The organism is Actinophytocola sp. (assembly GCF_035634895.1).
In the GTDB taxonomy this organism is placed as follows: domain Bacteria; phylum Actinomycetota; class Actinomycetes; order Mycobacteriales; family Pseudonocardiaceae; genus Actinophytocola.
Genome location: NZ_DASQCC010000230.1, coordinates 29,134 through 45,040, shown reverse-complemented (window position 1 = coordinate 45,040; position 15,907 = coordinate 29,134). Strand labels below are relative to the sequence as shown.

The following is a 15,907-nucleotide window of genomic DNA, read 5'->3' as shown; positions in this document are numbered from 1 at the left end:
CGGCGACGACGCGACCGGTGATACGAAGGGATGAGTCATGGCGTTGGTCTTCGAGTACGTCTGGGTGGGTGCGTTCGGCGTGCTCGTCCTGTGCCCGTTGGTGTTGTTGGCGGGATGTGCGCTGCAGCGGGCCACTCGGCGGATCAACACGGTGCTCGCGCAGAGATTGGTCACCCGGACGCGCGGCAGCCAGTCGGCGGACGACAGTCCCGCCGTGGGTGAACAGCTCGACGCTTGTGAGCTACACAACGTGGTGCCCGAGCATGGTTAACCCCCCATTCCGGTGATCAGGAGAGGTTCGATGATCATTCACTGGCGGATTGTGTAGTCTGTCAGCATTCCGGCCCGGTCCCAGCCAGTTGTGGATGTGGACGTCGAGGTCCTGGCCGGAGGTAGTACTTATGTCACTGTGTGGTTTTCCTCGTGCGGTGCGGAAGATCCGGTGAGTCAGATGAGTTCCCGTTTCCGGATCCTGTTCGTCTGCTCCGACAACATCTGCCGGTCGCCACTGGCCGAGATTCTCACGAGAAGAGGCCTCATCGACCGTCTCGGTCCCGGCGCGGCGAGCTTCACGGTGGCCAGCGCGGGCACCATCGCCGTGCCGGGCACGCTCATAGACATCCGCACGCGCCATCTGCTGGGCCAATACCAGCTGGAGAACGCCGTGTCCGCGTTTCGGGCCACGGCACTGGAGCGCGGCGTCGTCGCCGACGCGGACCTGGTGTTGACCGCGGAGCAGAGCCACCGCGCCGTAGCGATCGAGATGTACCCACAGGCGCTCGGGAAGACGTTCTGCCTGCTCGAGTTCACCCATCTGCTGGCGCCGCCCATCGCCGCCCCACTGCCGGTGAACCTGGTGCAGCGGGCCCGGACGGCGGTGCTGGTGGCCAGGCGCAGGCGTGGCACCGGGCCGTTCAGCCTCTCCGGCGCACACGACATCCCGGAGCCCACCGGGCGGCCGGCGCCCATGTACCGGCAGACCATCGACGTCGTCGGCAGGGCCGTCGAGGACCTGGTCGACCTGCTCGCCGGCACGCGTGTCACCCGATCCCGAGAGTCTCTGGTGGTCGGCCGGCAGACCGGCCGCTGACCACACGCCACCTTCGCGCCGCCTCCTGGACCACGACGCAGGCGAGAACGCCACGTCGACCGCGCGCGCAACGCGCGCAGTACTCGAGGAGAGCGCCAGCGATGACAGCGATTCACCCCGCGCCGAGCCAACCCGCGACGGGAAGGACGCGGATCCTCGTGACCGGTGGTGCCGAGTGAAGGTCCTGGTCACCGGCGGCGCGGGGTTCATCGGCACCAACCTGTGCCGCGCACTCGTCCGTGACCACTACGTGGTCGTTCTCGACGACCTGAGCACGGGCCGGGTCGACAACCTCTCGGGGGTCGACGTCGACCTGATGTTCGGCTCGGTGCTCGACCGCCACGACGTCCGGGCCGCGGCCAGGGGCGTCGGCGCGATCGTCCACCTCGCCGCGGTGCCGCCCGTTCCGTGCTCGGTCGAGGACCCGTTCGTCAGCCACAACGTGAACGCCACGGGCGCACTCGTCGTGCTCGAGGTGGCCAGGGAGGCCGGCGCCCACGTCGTGCTCGCCTCGTCCGGCTCGGTGTACGGCGACATCGGCGACAGCGGCGACACCCGGGCCGAGAGCGGCGCGTGCCGTCCCGCCAGCCCGCACGGCGTGAGCAAGCTCGCCGCCGAGTCCTACGCGAGCGCCTACGCCTCCTCCTTCGGGCTCGACACGATCTCGTTCCGCCTGTTCAACGTCTTCGGCCCGCGGCAGGTCCCGGACGCCCCCAACGCCGCGGTCGTGCCGGCCTTCGCGGTCGCCGCGCTGCGGGGCGAGGCGCTCGTCGTGCATGGCGACGGGGAACAGTCTCGGGACTTCACGTTCGTCGACTCGGTCGTCGACGTGCTCGTCGACGCGGTCGGGTCCCGGCGGGTCAGCCCGTACCCCGTCGACCTCGCGTTCGGTACCGGAACGACCGTCAACGCGCTCGCACGCCTGGTGGGCGAGCTGGTCGGCCGGGACCTCGACGTCCGGCGCGTCGCGCCGCGCCCGGGTGACATCCGGCATTCGCGGGCCTGCCCGGAGGGGTTGCGCGAACTGTTTCCCGCCGCACGCCCGGTCCCGCTGCGGACCGGGCTGTCCAGGACGCTCGCATGGTTGTCGAACCACGCGGAGGAGTTCGGCATTCCGACGGAAGCGCGGCTGTGACCGCGCCCGAGCGGCTGGTCGTCGTCGGGCAGGGCCACGTCGGCCTGCCGATCGCGATGAGCGCGGTCGACGCCGGCTTCTCGGTGGTGGGCCTGGACACCGACGCGGCCCGCATCTGGGCGCTGCAGGACGGGCAGTCCCATGTGGAGGAGGTGTGTGCGGACCGGTTGCGGCGTGCGCTCTCGAGTGGCCGCTACCTGCCCACCGGGCACTACGTCGACGCCGACCGGTTCGACCACGCGATCATCACGGTGCCGACGCCGTTCACCGGCGGGCTGACGGACCTGTCCCACGTGACGGAGGCGGTGTGCGGCCTCGCGCTGCACCTGCGTCCCGGTGCGACCGTGGTGCTGGAGTCGACCACCTATCCCGGCACCACGGAGGAGCTGGTCGCGCCGCTGCTCGAGGTGGGCAGCGGCCTCGTCGCCGGTCGCGACTTCTCGGTGGGGTACAGCCCGGCACGCGCCGAACCGGGCAACCGGCACTGGCGGTTCGAGAACACACCCAAGGTGGTCTCCGGCACGGACGAGTCGTCGCTGTCCGCCGTGCGGGCACTGTACGACCGGCTCGTCGAGACCACCGTGCCGGTCGCCGGGACCAGGGAGGCCGAGCTGGCCAAGCTGATCGAGGACGCCTTCCGGCACGTGAACATCGCGCTGATCAACGAGATGGCGATGTTCGCCCGGGAGCTGGGGGTGGACGTCTGGCAGGCGGTCGAGGCCGCCGCGACGAAGCCGTTCAGCTTCTGCCGGTTCACGCCCGGCCCCGGTCCTGGCGGGGAGTGCCTGCCGGTTGGCGCCCGGTACCTGTCCGCCCGCCTGGGCCGCGACCCCAACCGCGACAGCCGTCTGGTCACGCTGGCGAACGACATCAACGACCACATGCCGGACTACGTGGTGCACCGGTTGGCGACCGCGCTGAACAGGAACCGGAAATCGTTGGGGGACAGTGTGGTCCTGCTCCTCGGGTTGTCGTGCGCCGCGGACACCGGTGATGTCCGGGAGTCCGCCGCGATGCGCGTCGTGGAGCTGCTCAACGGGCACGGCGCGGTGACGTGGGCGGTCGACGCCCACGTCGAGCCGCACCGCTGCCCACCGTCGGTCAAGCTCGTCGAGCTCGCGGAGTCCGTGCTGCGGGAGGCGGACGCGGTCGTGCTCCTGACCGATCACGACGACCTCGACTACGATCTGGTCGAGCGGCATGCCAGGTTGTTGCTGGACACCCGACACCGAGTCTGCGGACCTCGGGTGGAGTACCTGTGACGGGCACCGGCGCGGCCAGGCACCCATCCGTTGCCGGCGGCATCGGTGCTGGCTCACCGGACGGACACCGTCACCACTGCTCGGTACCTCACCCGCAGCAGGCGATTGGAGTCATTTCGGCCTGAACACTTCGCTGCCTGCCGTGATAGTGGGACCAGAGGAGGGATGACCAAGAGTGACAACGAACATCGCGCGCCGGGAGGACGAAATCGTCGCCGCCGTCAGCGATCTGTCGAACATGGATCGCGGCCCGGTCGGTGAGGCGCGGTACATGGACAGGCTCGCGCGCCGTTCGGTCGCGTTGTCCTCCGCCGAGGCGGCCGCGGTCATGCTCGTCGGTGAGGACGGCAAGCCGGTCAGGGTCGCCGCGACCAGCGAGGCCGCCCAGCTGCCACTCGACGTGTCGGACAACGACCTCCGGCTGGCCGCGAACGACGCGGGTTTCCCTGCCATGCGGATAATTCCGCTGCGACAGGGCGTCGAGACGCTCGGTGCGCTCGTCCTCTTCGGCCGTCGGCCCGAGCGGTTCGCGGACGACCTCGTCATCCCGCGGGCGATCGCCGCGCTGGCCGCTAACGTGCTGGTGGAGCATCGCGCCCTCCTCGGTGCCGAACGGCTCGCTCGCCAGCTGCAGACGGCGCTGCGCTCGCGGATCATGATCGAGCAGGCGAAGGGCATCCTCGCCGAGCGGCACGGGCTCGCCCTGGGTAGCGCGTTCGAGATGATGCGCCGGTTCGCCCGGCACGACCGGATCCGGCTCGACCACGTCGCCAAGGCGATCATCGAGAACTCGCCGATGGTCGCCGAGATCGCCATGCCGTTCCAGACCGGGCCGAGGGAGCGGAGTGGATGACCGCGCCTGCCTCGGCGACGGCCGAGCTGATAAGCGAGCACATTCCTCTGGTGCACCAACACGTTCAGGAACTGCCGGACGCCAGCTCGCAGTCCGTGGAATGGGACGAGCTGGTGTCCACCGGTCTTCTCGCCCTCGTGTGCGCGGCCCGCGCGTTCGACCCGACGGGGCGTGAGCCGTTCGACCAGTACGCCTCGGCCCGGATACGCGGTGCCCTGATGAACGAGGTGCGAGCCGTGGAGGGGCCCAGCCGGACCGCTCGCCGGCGCCTCAACCTCATGCGTACCGGCCACACGGAGCTGGTCGCCGCGCTGGGCCGCCCCCCGACCATGATCGAGCTCGGGTTGTTCGTCGGCCTCTCGCCGAAGCAGATGGCCACCGCGGTCCAGATCGCGCGCTGCGGCAACCCGGTCCACCTGCAGGACATCGGCCTGGACACGGTGGCGAACCTGCTGCCCGACAGCGAACCCGGCCCGGAGGAACACGTGCTGCGGCGCGAGTTCGCCGACAAGCTGTGGGACGGGATCAACGCACTGCCCCGATCCATGCGGACCGTCGTGGTCGAGTACTTCGTGTGCGAGCGGCCCATGGCGCGTATCGCGGTCGACCTCGGGGTCACCCCCTCCCGTATCTCCCAGCTGCGTGGCCAGGCCGTCGACCGGCTTCGCAGACGGCTCGCGCTGCTGGTGGAGTCCTGAAGGAAAAGGTTGGACAGTGCTCGAACATCGCGCCCCCTCCGTGGTTGACGCCATCCGCGCGGCCCTGGCGGAACTGGCCATGACCGGCAACGGTGACGCGATGGCGAACCAACTGGCGTACCTGTCGAGGATGCTCCGGCGTTATCCACCCGCGGTACCCAGCCATCTCGCGCAGACCTACCGGTGGCTCATCGCCAAGATCGACGTACTGCACGAGCTGATCGTGGTCCGCTCGTCGCCGCGGTTGGTCCGGCTGGTCAACGAGCTGGCGCGGGAGCTGCTCCTCGGCCTCGACGGTGCGCCGCGGCACGCGCTGCGCCACGTCGACCCGGACGGCGGTAATGTGGGGGAACCCTTGGCATGGCCCCAACCGACCTGGCCGGTGCGGATGCCGTCACCGGAGTCCCCACGGTTGCGAGCCGGTGCCGAGCACTGGCGTCCGGCATGAGACGTCACCGTCTCCGGGGTACTGCCTCCACCCGGGGACGGTGACCCCGCACGAGCCATGGCCGGCGAGCGTGTACTCACCCGAAACGTGTGAGCCGTCGCCAGATCCCGTCCTCCCGGCGAATGTGTCGGTAAACTCCCAGTTCAACATGTCGAAATCAGCCCCTTCGCCACCTCGCCGTGATTGACGAGCCGATATCCAGCCGTGCCATCGAACGGCTGCCGACGTTGCCGGACGACGAGATACTCGTGACCGTGGTGTCCGCGCCTGCCGGTTTCGGCAAGACGACCACGGTCGCGGAATGGGCGCGGCGACGGCGGGCGGCAGAGGTGTGGCCGACCGTGGCCTGGCTCAGTCTCGAGCCCGCCGACGACGACCCCGCGGTGCTTCGGCGGGAGATGGACGCGGCGGTTCGCCGCGTCGCGGGGAGTGATCCCGCGGCCGGCCCGCGGCACGGCGGCCGCGTGACCACGGTCGAGGACCTGGCGGGCGACGGCCAGCCGGTCTGGCTGGTGCTCGACAACCTCGACCACCTTCGCAGACCGGAGACGCTCGGCGCGCTAGAGCAGTTGGTCACCTGGCAGCCTCGCGGTCTGCGGCTGGTCCTGTGCACCCGCGCCGAGCGGGTACTCGGCCTGCACCGCCTGCGGGTCAGCGGTCTGCTCCGGGAGATCGGGGCGGCCGACCTCGCCCTCACCAAGGACGAGACCGCGCAGCTCGCCCTCGCGCTCGGCGTGACGGCCACCAGGGACCAGATGGACACGCTGTTCCGCCTGACCGAAGGATGGCCGGTGGCGGTGCGGATGGCGGCGACGGCGATCAGCGACGTCCGTGACCCCGACACGGTGCTGGCGAACGTCCCGGGCGCGCTCCGCACGGTTGGTGACTACCTCGAGAACGAGGTGCTCGACGTGCTGACCGCCGAGCAGCGGCAGCTGCTGCGCTGCACCAGCGTGGCGGAGCGGTTCGACGCCGACCTGGCGGGCAGGCTGACGGACAACGCCAACGCTCCCGAACTGCTCGCCGAACTGGCACGCAGCGACCTGCTGGTGATCCGCGCCGAAGGACTGAGCTACCGCCAGCATCCGTTTGTGCGCGCACACCTGCTGAACGTGATGCGCCAGGTACCGCAGAAGCTCCACAGGCTCCACCGGATCACCGCCCGGTGGTCGGCCGAGGGCGACAACGACCTCGCCGCGGCGGCCTGGCACGCCGTCCGCAGCAGGAACCTCGGGCTCATCACCCGCATGGTCGTCAGGTACGGACCGGAACTGGTGCTGCGGGGTGAGCTCGCGATCGTGCGGGAGCTCATCGAGGCGCTGCCCGCCGAACCGGCTGGCACTCCCGAGGTCAGGCTTGTCGGCGTCCTCGCGGAGCTGGTGGGCGGCGACTGCGTCGCGGGTAGGAGACAGCTGCCCGGACTCGCCGACGCGGTCGCGGGCGGAACGCAGGCCGTGCGTGATCTGGAGACCGTCGCGCGGACGTTCCTGCAGGGGTTCAGCCCGGCGTCGGTGTACGAGCTGAACCGGCTCCGGGCGCGGATCGCCGCCATGTCCGGTTGGGCGCTGCCTTCGCTGACGTTGCTCAACAGCGGCACGGCGTCCTTCTGGCTCGGTCTGCCCGACGCGGAGCGTTACCTCCGGCAGGCGGAGAGCATTGCCGTCAAGAGCCGGCACCGCGTCGCGCTCGTGCACTGCTGGAGCTATCTCGGCGGGGTGGCGTTCTTCCGCGGCGACCTGCCGACCGCCCAGCGGCTCGCCAGGGACGCGATCGAACAGGCCGAGAAGCTGCCGGACGTGCACGGCCGTGCGTTCGGGTACTGCCTCGCGGGTTGGGTGGCCTACCACCTCGTGGACCACGTGGAGGCGAGGCGGTGCGTGTCGCGCGCGTTGGCCGCCTTCCCGAAGGCCGGCTACCCGGCCGCGGAACTGTGGACGATGGCGCTGGCGGCGGCGGTCGACGTCGACACGGGTGGCGACGTGGCCGCCGCACTGGACCGGCTGCGTGGCCACCGCAAGCGGTTGAGCCACGGCAACGGCCTGCCGCCGGTGGTGGTGGCGCACGAGGCACTGCTGGAACACGACCTGGCGTTGCGTGTCGGTCGCCTCGGCTGGGCGGCGGAGATCTTCCGCGTGGCCGTCGCGTCGCTCGGCACCGTGGGGGAGAGCCTGTTGTTGCGGGTGCACGACCGTCTCCAGCACGACCAGGTTCGCGTCGCCCAGCCGCTGCTGGAGCAGATCACCAACCAGGCCGTGCGGTCCTACTTCGCCACGACGATCATCGAGGCGTGGTTGCTCAGTGCCGTGCTCGCGGCACGGGCCGGTGACCAGGAGCAGGCCGCGACACAGCTGCGTGCCGCCGCGGAGATCGCGGAACCGGGCCGGACGGTCCGGCCGTTCCGCAACGGCGGCGTGGAGCTGCGGCGGCTGATCCTGGCCCAGGTGGGCAGGTCGGGACGGTTGGACGGCTTTCTCGAGGAGCTGCTCACGCTCGTCGCCCAGCCGCCGGGCGGCACGCTGGAACTGACGGAGCGGGAGGTGGAGCTCCTCCGCGAGCTGCCCACCCTCGCCACCGTCGAGGAGATCGCGGTCCAGCTGTCCGTGTCGCCGAACACGGTGAAGACCCACCTACGCCACCTCTACCGCAAGCTCGACGTCAGGTCCCGCCGCGCCGCCGTCGCGGCGGGACGGCAGTACGGGCTGATCTGACTGATCCGACCGGCCGGGCCGGCGTCCCGCGACGGGACCGCTTCCCGGTACACGCGGCGTCGCGGGGAGGTCCGAAGGCGACACTCCCCGCGACGTCCCTACGGGGCGGTCAGAGTGCGTTCTGACCGGAGGCCAGCAGGTTGATCCAGCCACCGAGGGATGCCCAGCCGGACCAGCCGTTGTTGGGCCTGGTCTGCCAGATGTGCCAGAGGGCCTGGTTGCTGCCGCGGGCGAAGACCTCCAGCCGGCCGTCCGCGTTCCGGTTGACGTTCAGCCGGTCGATCCAGCCGCCCAGCGACGCCCAGCCCGACCAGCCGTTGTTGGGCCTGGTCTGCCAGATGTGCCACAGCGCCTGGTTGCTGCCGCGGGCGAACACCTCGAGCCGGCCGTCCTGGTTGCTGCCGACGTCGACCAGGTCGATCCAGCCGCCCAGCGATGCCCAGTTCGACCAGCCGTTGTTGGGCCTGGTCTGCCAGATGTGCCAGAGGGCCTGGTTGCTGCCGCGGGCGAACACCTCCAGGCGGCCGTCCTGGTTGCTGCCGACCGCGACGCGGTCGATCCAGCCGCCGAGGGATGCCCAGTTCGACCAGCCGTTGTTGGGCCTGGTCTGCCAGATGTGCCACAGGGCACGGTCCCTGCCGCGGGCGAAGACCTCCAGCCGGCCGTCCTGGTTGCTGCCGACGTCGATCAGGTCGACCCAGCCGCCCAGCGACGCCCAGTTCGACCAGCCGCCGTTGGGCCTGGTCTGCCAGATGTGCCAGAGGGCGCCGTCCGTGCCGCGCGCGAAGACCTCCAGCCGGCCGTCCTGGTTGCTGCCGACGTCGAGGCGGTCGATCCGGCCGCCCAGCGACGCCCAGTTCGACCAGCCGCCGTTGGGCCTGGTCTGCCAGATGTGCCAGAGGGCGCCGTCCGTGCCGCGCGCGAACGCCTCCAGGCGGCCGTCCTCGTTGCGACCGACCGCGAGCAGGTCGATCCGGCCGCCCAGGGACGCCCAGCCGGACCAGCCGTTGTTGGGTCTGGTCTGCCAGATGTGCCACAGCGCGCTGTCGCTGCCGGTGACGAACGCCTCCAGCCTGCCGGGGGGCGGAGCCGCTCCCGGCGCCGTCGTTTCGGCGGTCGCCGAGTTGGTCGTCGTGAGGATCGCTGCGAACAGGGTGAACACTAACGTCGCGGCGAGTATTCGAAGCCGCCTGCGGACACAGCTGAATGCCGTCATTTCTCCAGCCTCGATTCTTTACTGCTGACAAACTCGTAAAGCCGATAGTCTGCAAATGTCTCCGCCGGCGAAACCGTGCTGGCGGACCATCATGCGTCCCGCGCTACGAGTTTTTCCCGCTGTTCATGGATTTGTGAAACGCATCCCATGCTTGCCGGCCGCGGTGTTTGCGCGCAATCCCCGTACCGGGTCGTGAATCGCTAACCGAGTGAGCGATATATGCACGTTGTTTCGCAGTTGTTTCCCTGGATGTAAAACCGCGATCTGGGTGAGATTGGGACCGCGATAGTTCGATCGGGTGAACCCCGCCGTGGGGCTCGCGCGGCTCGTGTCGGCGAACCGGGTCCGATCAGGCCGGGTGGCCGACCGGCCCTTGTCCGGAAGGACCTTGGTCCCTGTCCGCGCGGCCGTTTCGGCACTGACCGGGCAAGATCGCGCGGCCGCATGCTGGCAACCGACAACGGACACATCTGTACCGGGGAGACCGGATGGACGGCTTGGACATCGCGCGGTGGCAGTTCGGCATCACCACCGTGTATCACTTCATCTTCGTGCCGTTGACGATCGGCCTGTCGTTCCTGGTCGCCGGTATGCAGACCGCGTGGGTGCGGACCGGGAACGAGCGGTACCGGCGGATGACGAGGTTCTGGGGCAAGCTGTTCCTCATCAACTTCGCGATGGGCGTGGTCACCGGGATCGTCCAGGAGTTCCAGTTCGGCATGAACTGGAGTGACTACAGCCGGTTCGTGGGGGACATCTTCGGCGCGCCGCTCGCGATCGAGGGGTTGCTGGCGTTCTTCCTTGAGTCCACGTTCCTCGGGCTGTGGATCTTCGGCTGGGACCGGCTGCCGAAGAGGGTGCATCTGGCCACGATCTGGCTCGCCGCGATCGGCACGCTGCTGTCCGCGTACTTCATCCTCGCGGCGAACTCGTGGATGCAGCACCCGGTCGGCTACCGGGTCAACGGCACCACCGGCCGCGCGGAGCTCACCGACTTCGGTGCCGTGCTGACCAACTCGACCGCGGTCGGCGCGTTCTTCCACACGATCACCGCGTGTTTCGTCATCGCCGGGATCTTCGTGGTCGGGATCAGCGCGTGGCAGCTGCGCCGCGGCACCGCCGACGAGGTGTTCCGTCCCTCGCTGAGGACGGCGCTGGTCACGGTGCTCGTCGCGAGCGTCGGCGTGGTGGTCAGCGGCGACCTGCAGGCGCGGCTGATGACCGAGCAGCAGCCGATGAAGATGGCGGCCGCGGAGGCGTTGTGGGACACGGTGAGCCCGGCCTCGTTCTCGTTGTTCACCATCGGCACGCTCGACGGGTCGAAGGAGGTGTGGAGCCTGCGGGTGCCCGGTGTGCTGTCGTTCATGGCGACCGGTCACTTCGACGGCACGGTCGAGGGCATCAACGACATCCAGGCCGCCGAGGAGAAGGCGTACGGCCCGGGGGACTACCGGCCGAACATCCCGGTCACCTACTGGACGTTCCGGCTGATGATCGGGTTCGGCCTGCTGATGGGCCTGCTGTCACTGGCCGGGTTGTGGGTACTGCGCCGAAGGACCATGCCCCGCTGGTTCGCCGTCGCCGCGGTCGCCTCGCTCGCGCTGCCGGTGCTGGCCAACAGCATGGGGTGGATCTTCACCGAGATGGGACGCCAGCCCTGGGCGGTGTTCGGGCTGATGACCACGGCCGACGGCGTGTCGCCCACGGTCTCCGCCGCCACGGTGCTGACCTCGCTGATCGTGTTCACCGTCCTCTACGGCGTGCTCGCGGTGATCGACGGCCTGCTGATGTACCGGTACGCCAAGGCAGGGCCCCCCGACCCGGCACCGGAGTCCGATGCGGACGCGCAAGAGCCCGCCCCCGTGTTCGCGTACTGACCCAGGAGATCTCGATGGCACTCACCGACATCTGGTTCCTGCTGATCGCCGTGCTCTGGACGGGTTACCTCGTGCTGGAGGGCTTCGACTTCGGCGTCGGCATGCTGCTGCGCGTCCTGTCCCGCGACAACACCGACCGCCGCGTCATGATCAACACCATCGGCCCGGTCTGGGACGGCAACGAGGTGTGGCTGCTCGTCGCCGGCGGCGCGACGTTCGCCGCGTTCCCGCTCTGGTACGCCAGCCTGTTCTCCGGCTTCTACCTGGCACTGCTGGTGATCCTCGTCGCGCTCATCGTGCGCGGCGTCGCGTTCGAGTTCCGCGGCAAGATCGACAGCGACCGCTGGCGGCGCGGCTGGGACATCGCGATCATGACCGGCTCCGCGGTGCCCGCACTCCTGTGGGGCGTCGCGTTCGCCAACATCGTCCAGGGCGTGCCGCTCGACGCCGACCACAACTACACCGGCACCTTCCTCACCCTGCTCAACCCGTACGCGCTGCTCGGCGGCCTGACGACCCTGTCGGTGTTCGCCTTCCACGGCGCGGTGTTCGTCGCGCTGAAGACCGAGGGCGAGGTCCGCGCGCGCGCCAAGGCACTCGCCATGCCACTCGGCGGCGCGGCGATCGTGCTGGGCGCGACCTTCCTGGTGTGGACCCAGCTCGCCCACGGCGCCGGCTGGACCTGGGCACCGGTCGCGGTCGCCGCCATCGCCCTGGTCGCCGCGGTCGCCGCCGCCCGGCTCGGCCGTGAGGGCTGGGCGTTCGCCGGCACCGTGCTGACGATCGTGGCCACGGTGATCGTGCTGTTCGGGTCGCTGTACCCGGACGTGCTGCCCGCCAGCAACGACGCCGCGAACAGCCTGACCACGACCAACGCGTCCTCGACGCCGTACACCCTGGAGATCATGACCTGGGTCGCGGTGATCTTCACCCCGGTCGTGCTGGCCTACCAGGCATGGACCTACTGGGTGTTCCGCAAGCGCGTGAGCCGGGCGCACATCCCGGCGGCACAAGGGCTGCCGGCGGGCCGGTCGTGAGGCCGCTCGACCCCCGGCTGCTCCGGCACGCGGCCGCGGCCCGCCCGTTCGTCCTCGGGTGCGCGCTGCTCGGCCTGGTGACCGCGGGACTCGTGGTGGCACAGGCGGACCTGCTCGCGGGAGTCATCACCGACGCGTTCCTCGGCGGCGCGGGCGCCACCGCGCTGACCGTCCCCCTCGGACTGGTCGCCGCCGTCGTGCTGGCCCGCGCCGCGGTGGCGTGGCTCGCCGAGTCCGCCGCACACCGCGCGTCCGCCACCGTGCTCGGCCAGCTCCGCGCGGCCGTGGTCGACAAGGCGCTCGCGCTCGGCCACGGCCGCCGGGCCGACCGCTCCCCGGCCGAGCTGGCCACCCTCGCCACCCGCGGTGTCGACCGGCTCGAAGGCTACTTCGCCCGCTACCTGCCGCAGCTGCTGATCGCGGCCATCGTGCCGGCGGTGATCGCGCTCCGGATCCTGCTCGCCGACTGGGTCGCCGCGCTCGCCGTCGGGCTCACCATCCCGCTGATCCCCCTGTTCATGATCCTCATCGGCCGCTACACCGAGCGCGGCGTGCGGCGGCAGTGGCGGACGCTTTCCGTGCTGGGCAACCACTTCGTCGACCTCGTCGCCGGCCTGGCGGTGCTCACCGCGTTCGGCCGGGCCAAGGCGCAGCGCCGCACCCTCGCCGAGATCACCCGCACCTACCGGCGGCAGTCCATGCGCACCCTGCGGGTCGCGTTCCTGTCCGCGCTCGTGCTCGAAGTGCTCGCCACCCTGTCCGTGGCGGTGGTCGCGGTGTCCGTCGGGCTGCGGCTCGTCGCCGGCGACCTCGACCTGCACACCGCGCTCGTCGTGCTGGTCCTCGCACCCGAGGTGTACCTGCCGCTGCGCGCGGTCGGCGCCCGCTTTCACGACAGCGCGGAGGGCGTGGCCGCCGCCGAGGAGATCGTGGCGCTGCTGGCCGAGCCCGGCAAGGCCACCGGCACCCGGACTCCCGCACCCGACCCGTCCCGCGTGCCACTGCGGGTGCGCGAGGTCACCGTGGCCGGCCGGTCCGGCCCCGTGCTCGACAGGTTCTCCATGACCGTGGCGCCCGGCGAGGTCGTCGGGGTGACCGGGCCGAGCGGCGCCGGCAAGTCGACGCTGCTCGACCTGCTGCTCGGCTGGTACCCGCCGGACGGCGGGCACGTGTACGTGGACGGCGTCGACCTCGCCGACCTCGACCGGGACGCCTGGCAGGCCCGCGTCGCCTGGGTGCCGCAACGGCCGAGGCTCGTGACCGGCACGGTCGCCGACAACATCCGCCTCGGCGCGCCGACGGCGTCCGACGGGGAGGTCGCCGCCGCCGCGGAGGCGGTGGCGCTGGACGTGCCGCTGTCCACCTCGGTCGGTGAGCTGGGTGCCGGCCTGTCGACGGGGCAGCGCCGCCGGGTCGCGCTGGCCCGCGCGGTCCTGCTCGACCGCCCGCTGCTGGTCCTCGACGAACCCACCGAGGGCGTCGACGCCGAGACCGAGCGGGCGATCCTCGACCGGCTGCCGGCCCTGCTCACCGGCCGCACCGTGGTCCTCGTGACACACCGGGACCGGCTGCTGGACCTGTGTGACCGAGTCGTGCGGCTGGCCGCCGCCCCGATGCCGGCACCGGCCGCACCGGCCGGCCGGGTGGTCTCCGCCCGGACCACCCGGCCGGTGCCGGCCGCCGCCCCCGTCGCCGAGGACACGGCGACCGACCGCGTGCCCGACCGCGTGCCCGGCGGCGCGACCGACCGCACGACCATCCGCGTGCCCGGCGGCGTGTGGCGGTGGTTGCGCACGGCCGTACGTCCACATCGGACCCGGCTGGCGCTGGCGTGCCTGGCGGGTGCCGCGGCACTCGGCAGCGGCGTCGCGCTCACCGCGACGTCGGCGTGGCTCATCTCGGCCGCCGCACTGCACCCGCCGGTGCTGACGCTGATGGTCGCGATCGTCGCCGTCCGCGCGTTCGGCCTCGCGAAGGGCGTGCTCCGGTACGCCGAACGGCTGCTCTCGCACGACGTCGCGCTGCGCGCACTCGCCGACCTGCGGGTGCGGGTGTGGACCACGCTGGTCCGCCTCGGCCCGGCGGTCACCGCCCGCCACCGCCGCGGCGACCTCCTCGACCGCCTGGTGTCCGATGTGGACAACCAGCAGGACGTCCTCGTCCGCGGCGTCGTCCCCGCCGTGTCGGCGATCCTCGTCGCCGCCGGGACCGCCGTGGGCATCGGATTCCTGCTGCCGTCCGCCGGGCTGGCCGTCGCGACCGGGCTGGCGCTGGCCGGCGTGCTGGCGCCACTGGTGTCGCTCACCGCGGCACGCAGGTCCGAGCGGCGGACGACGGCCCTGCGGGCGGGTGTCACGGCCGGCACGGTCGAGCTGCTCACCGCCGCGCCGGACCTGCTGGCGTTCGGCGCGGCCAACCCACGGCACGCGCTCCTGCGCGCGGCGGACGACGAGCTGACCGGCGCACGCCGCCGCGGCGCGCTGGCCCGCGGCGCCGGCTTCGCGATCAGCACGCTGTCGCTGGGCCTCACGACCGTTGCGTGCCTCGTCCTGGGCGTCGCGGCGCTGCGGTCCGGCGTCCTGCGGGGGCCCGAGCTGGCCGTGCTGGCACTGACCCCGCTGGCGGCGGCCGAGCTGGTCGCCGGCCTCCCGGAGGCCGCGACCCGGCTCCTCGGCGCGACCCACAGCGCACGCCGGCTGTCCGAGCTGGACACGATGCCGACCCCGACCACCGAACCAGCCGTGCCGGCGACGCTGCCGGCCGCGACCAGCCTGACCGCCACCGGCGTGTCGGTCCGCTGGCCGGCCGCGGACCACGACGCGGTGACCGGCGCACACGTGCACCTCGGCGAGCGTCGGGCGGCACTGCTCACCGGCCCGTCCGGCGCCGGCAAGAGCACGCTGCTGGCCGCCGTCATGCGTGACCTGGACCCGTCCGCCGGCCGCATCACGATCGACGGCACGGACACCCGCACCGTCACCGCCGACGACGTCCACGCCCGGATCGCCTGGTGCGGCCCGGAAACCCACCTCTTCGACAGCTCACTGCGCCAGAACCTGTCGCTGGCCCGGCCGTCCGCGACCGACGAGGACCTGACCGAGGCACTGCGCACCGCCAACCTGGGCTCCTGGCTGGCGGCTCTGCCCGACGGCCTGGACACCGCGCTCGGCGCACACGGCACCGACGTCTCGGGTGGTGAACGGCAGCGCCTCGGCGTCGCCCGCGCCCTGCTCGCCGACCGCCCCCTGCTCCTGCTGGACGAGCCGACCGCCCACCTCGACCACGCCACGGCGACCGCCCTCGCCGCGGACCTCCGCGAGGTGGCCGCCGGCCGGACCGCGTTGATCGTCACCCACCGCCCCGACGAGTTCCCCGGCCTGCCGGCCTACACGATGCCCCGGGTTGACCGGGCGCCGCGCAACGACGGCGCGCGGGTCGTGGCGGTCGCACCCGAACCGCGCTAGACATCCCGCGCCGGGATTCTGGTTCGGCGGGCCGGCGGCGTTGCCAGGGCGAACCGTTGCCTTGCCAGCGGACCTGGATCCACCGAGCAACCCACCGCATCCCGGCGCAGGCCACCAGC

12 protein-coding genes are annotated in these 15,907 nt (G+C 71.4%); 11 read left to right on the top strand and 1 reads right to left on the bottom strand.

Translation table 11 applies throughout. The features are described from left to right. The first annotated feature begins 37 nt into the window (after positions 1-37). The 8 genes from VET29_RS35800 to VET29_RS35765 all read left to right on the top strand — a co-directional run bounded on the left by VET29_RS35800 (position 38) and on the right by VET29_RS35765 (position 8,194). Positions 38-271, top strand: a complete 234-nt coding sequence (locus tag VET29_RS35800; RefSeq protein ID WP_324929195.1) for a hypothetical protein — start codon at positions 38-40, stop codon at positions 269-271. 180 nt (positions 272-451) lie between these two features. Continuing rightward, entirely contained in the window at positions 452-1,090 is a 639-nt protein-coding gene (locus VET29_RS35795; RefSeq protein WP_324929193.1) for a hypothetical protein, read from the top strand. A 175-nt stretch (positions 1,091-1,265) separates the two neighbouring features. Then, a complete protein-coding gene (locus VET29_RS35790; protein WP_324929191.1) occupies positions 1,266-2,225 on the top strand; it encodes an NAD-dependent epimerase/dehydratase family protein in 960 nt (319 codons plus the stop codon). After that, positions 2,222-3,487: a nucleotide sugar dehydrogenase gene (locus VET29_RS35785; RefSeq protein WP_324929189.1), complete on the top strand. Its 1,266-nt coding sequence runs from the start codon at positions 2,222-2,224 to the stop codon at positions 3,485-3,487. Before VET29_RS35790 ends, VET29_RS35785 begins: the two co-directional genes overlap by 4 nt. Positions 3,488-3,662: 175 nt before the next feature. Beyond that, positions 3,663-4,340, top strand: coding sequence for a GAF and ANTAR domain-containing protein (locus VET29_RS35780; RefSeq protein ID WP_324929187.1), 678 nt, complete (start codon positions 3,663-3,665; stop codon positions 4,338-4,340). Next, on the top strand, positions 4,337-5,038 hold the full coding sequence (locus VET29_RS35775) for a sigma-70 family RNA polymerase sigma factor (RefSeq protein ID WP_324929185.1): 702 nt from the start codon (positions 4,337-4,339) through the stop codon (positions 5,036-5,038). Before VET29_RS35780 ends, VET29_RS35775 begins: the two co-directional genes overlap by 4 nt. 16 nt (positions 5,039-5,054) lie before the next feature. Then, positions 5,055-5,486, top strand: coding sequence for a hypothetical protein (locus tag VET29_RS35770; protein ID WP_324929183.1), 432 nt, complete (start codon positions 5,055-5,057; stop codon positions 5,484-5,486). Positions 5,487-5,665: 179 nt separating this feature from the next. Then, entirely contained in the window at positions 5,666-8,194 is a 2,529-nt protein-coding gene (locus tag VET29_RS35765; protein WP_324929181.1) for a LuxR C-terminal-related transcriptional regulator, read from the top strand. A gap of 109 nt (positions 8,195-8,303) precedes the next feature. Here VET29_RS35765 and VET29_RS35760 read toward each other — a convergent pair whose 3' ends face one another. Further along, complete coding sequence (locus VET29_RS35760) at positions 8,304-9,410, bottom strand: carbohydrate-binding protein (protein ID WP_324929179.1); 1,107 nt, start codon at positions 9,408-9,410, stop codon at positions 8,304-8,306. A 488-nt stretch (positions 9,411-9,898) separates the two neighbouring features. Between VET29_RS35760 and VET29_RS35755 the strand changes: the two genes are divergently transcribed. From VET29_RS35755 to cydD, 3 genes are read left to right on the top strand one after another with little or no spacing between them, the layout of a single operon-like run. Beyond that, on the top strand, positions 9,899-11,287 hold the full coding sequence (locus VET29_RS35755; RefSeq protein ID WP_324929178.1) for a cytochrome ubiquinol oxidase subunit I: 1,389 nt from the start codon (positions 9,899-9,901) through the stop codon (positions 11,285-11,287). Positions 11,288-11,301: 14 nt separating this feature from the next. Continuing rightward, positions 11,302-12,324: a cytochrome d ubiquinol oxidase subunit II gene (cydB, locus tag VET29_RS35750; RefSeq protein WP_324929176.1), complete on the top strand. Its 1,023-nt coding sequence runs from the start codon at positions 11,302-11,304 to the stop codon at positions 12,322-12,324. Beyond that, positions 12,321-15,788, top strand: a complete 3,468-nt coding sequence (cydD, locus tag VET29_RS35745; RefSeq protein ID WP_324929175.1) for a thiol reductant ABC exporter subunit CydD — start codon at positions 12,321-12,323, stop codon at positions 15,786-15,788. Before cydB ends, cydD begins: the two co-directional genes overlap by 4 nt. Positions 15,789-15,907: the final 119 nt, after the last annotated feature.

Coding starts and splice junctions, on each gene's coding strand:
- VET29_RS35795 (WP_324929193.1), top strand. CDS start 452: ATGAGTTCCCGTTTCCGGATCCTGTTCGTCTGCTCCGACAACATCTGC.
- cydB (WP_324929176.1), top strand. CDS start 11,302: ATGGCACTCACCGACATCTGGTTCCTGCTGATCGCCGTGCTCTGGACG.
- VET29_RS35775 (WP_324929185.1), top strand. CDS start 4,337: ATGACCGCGCCTGCCTCGGCGACGGCCGAGCTGATAAGCGAGCACATT.
- VET29_RS35760 (WP_324929179.1), bottom strand. CDS start 9,410: ATGACGGCATTCAGCTGTGTCCGCAGGCGGCTTCGAATACTCGCCGCG.
- VET29_RS35800 (WP_324929195.1), top strand. CDS start 38: ATGGCGTTGGTCTTCGAGTACGTCTGGGTGGGTGCGTTCGGCGTGCTC.
- VET29_RS35755 (WP_324929178.1), top strand. CDS start 9,899: ATGGACGGCTTGGACATCGCGCGGTGGCAGTTCGGCATCACCACCGTG.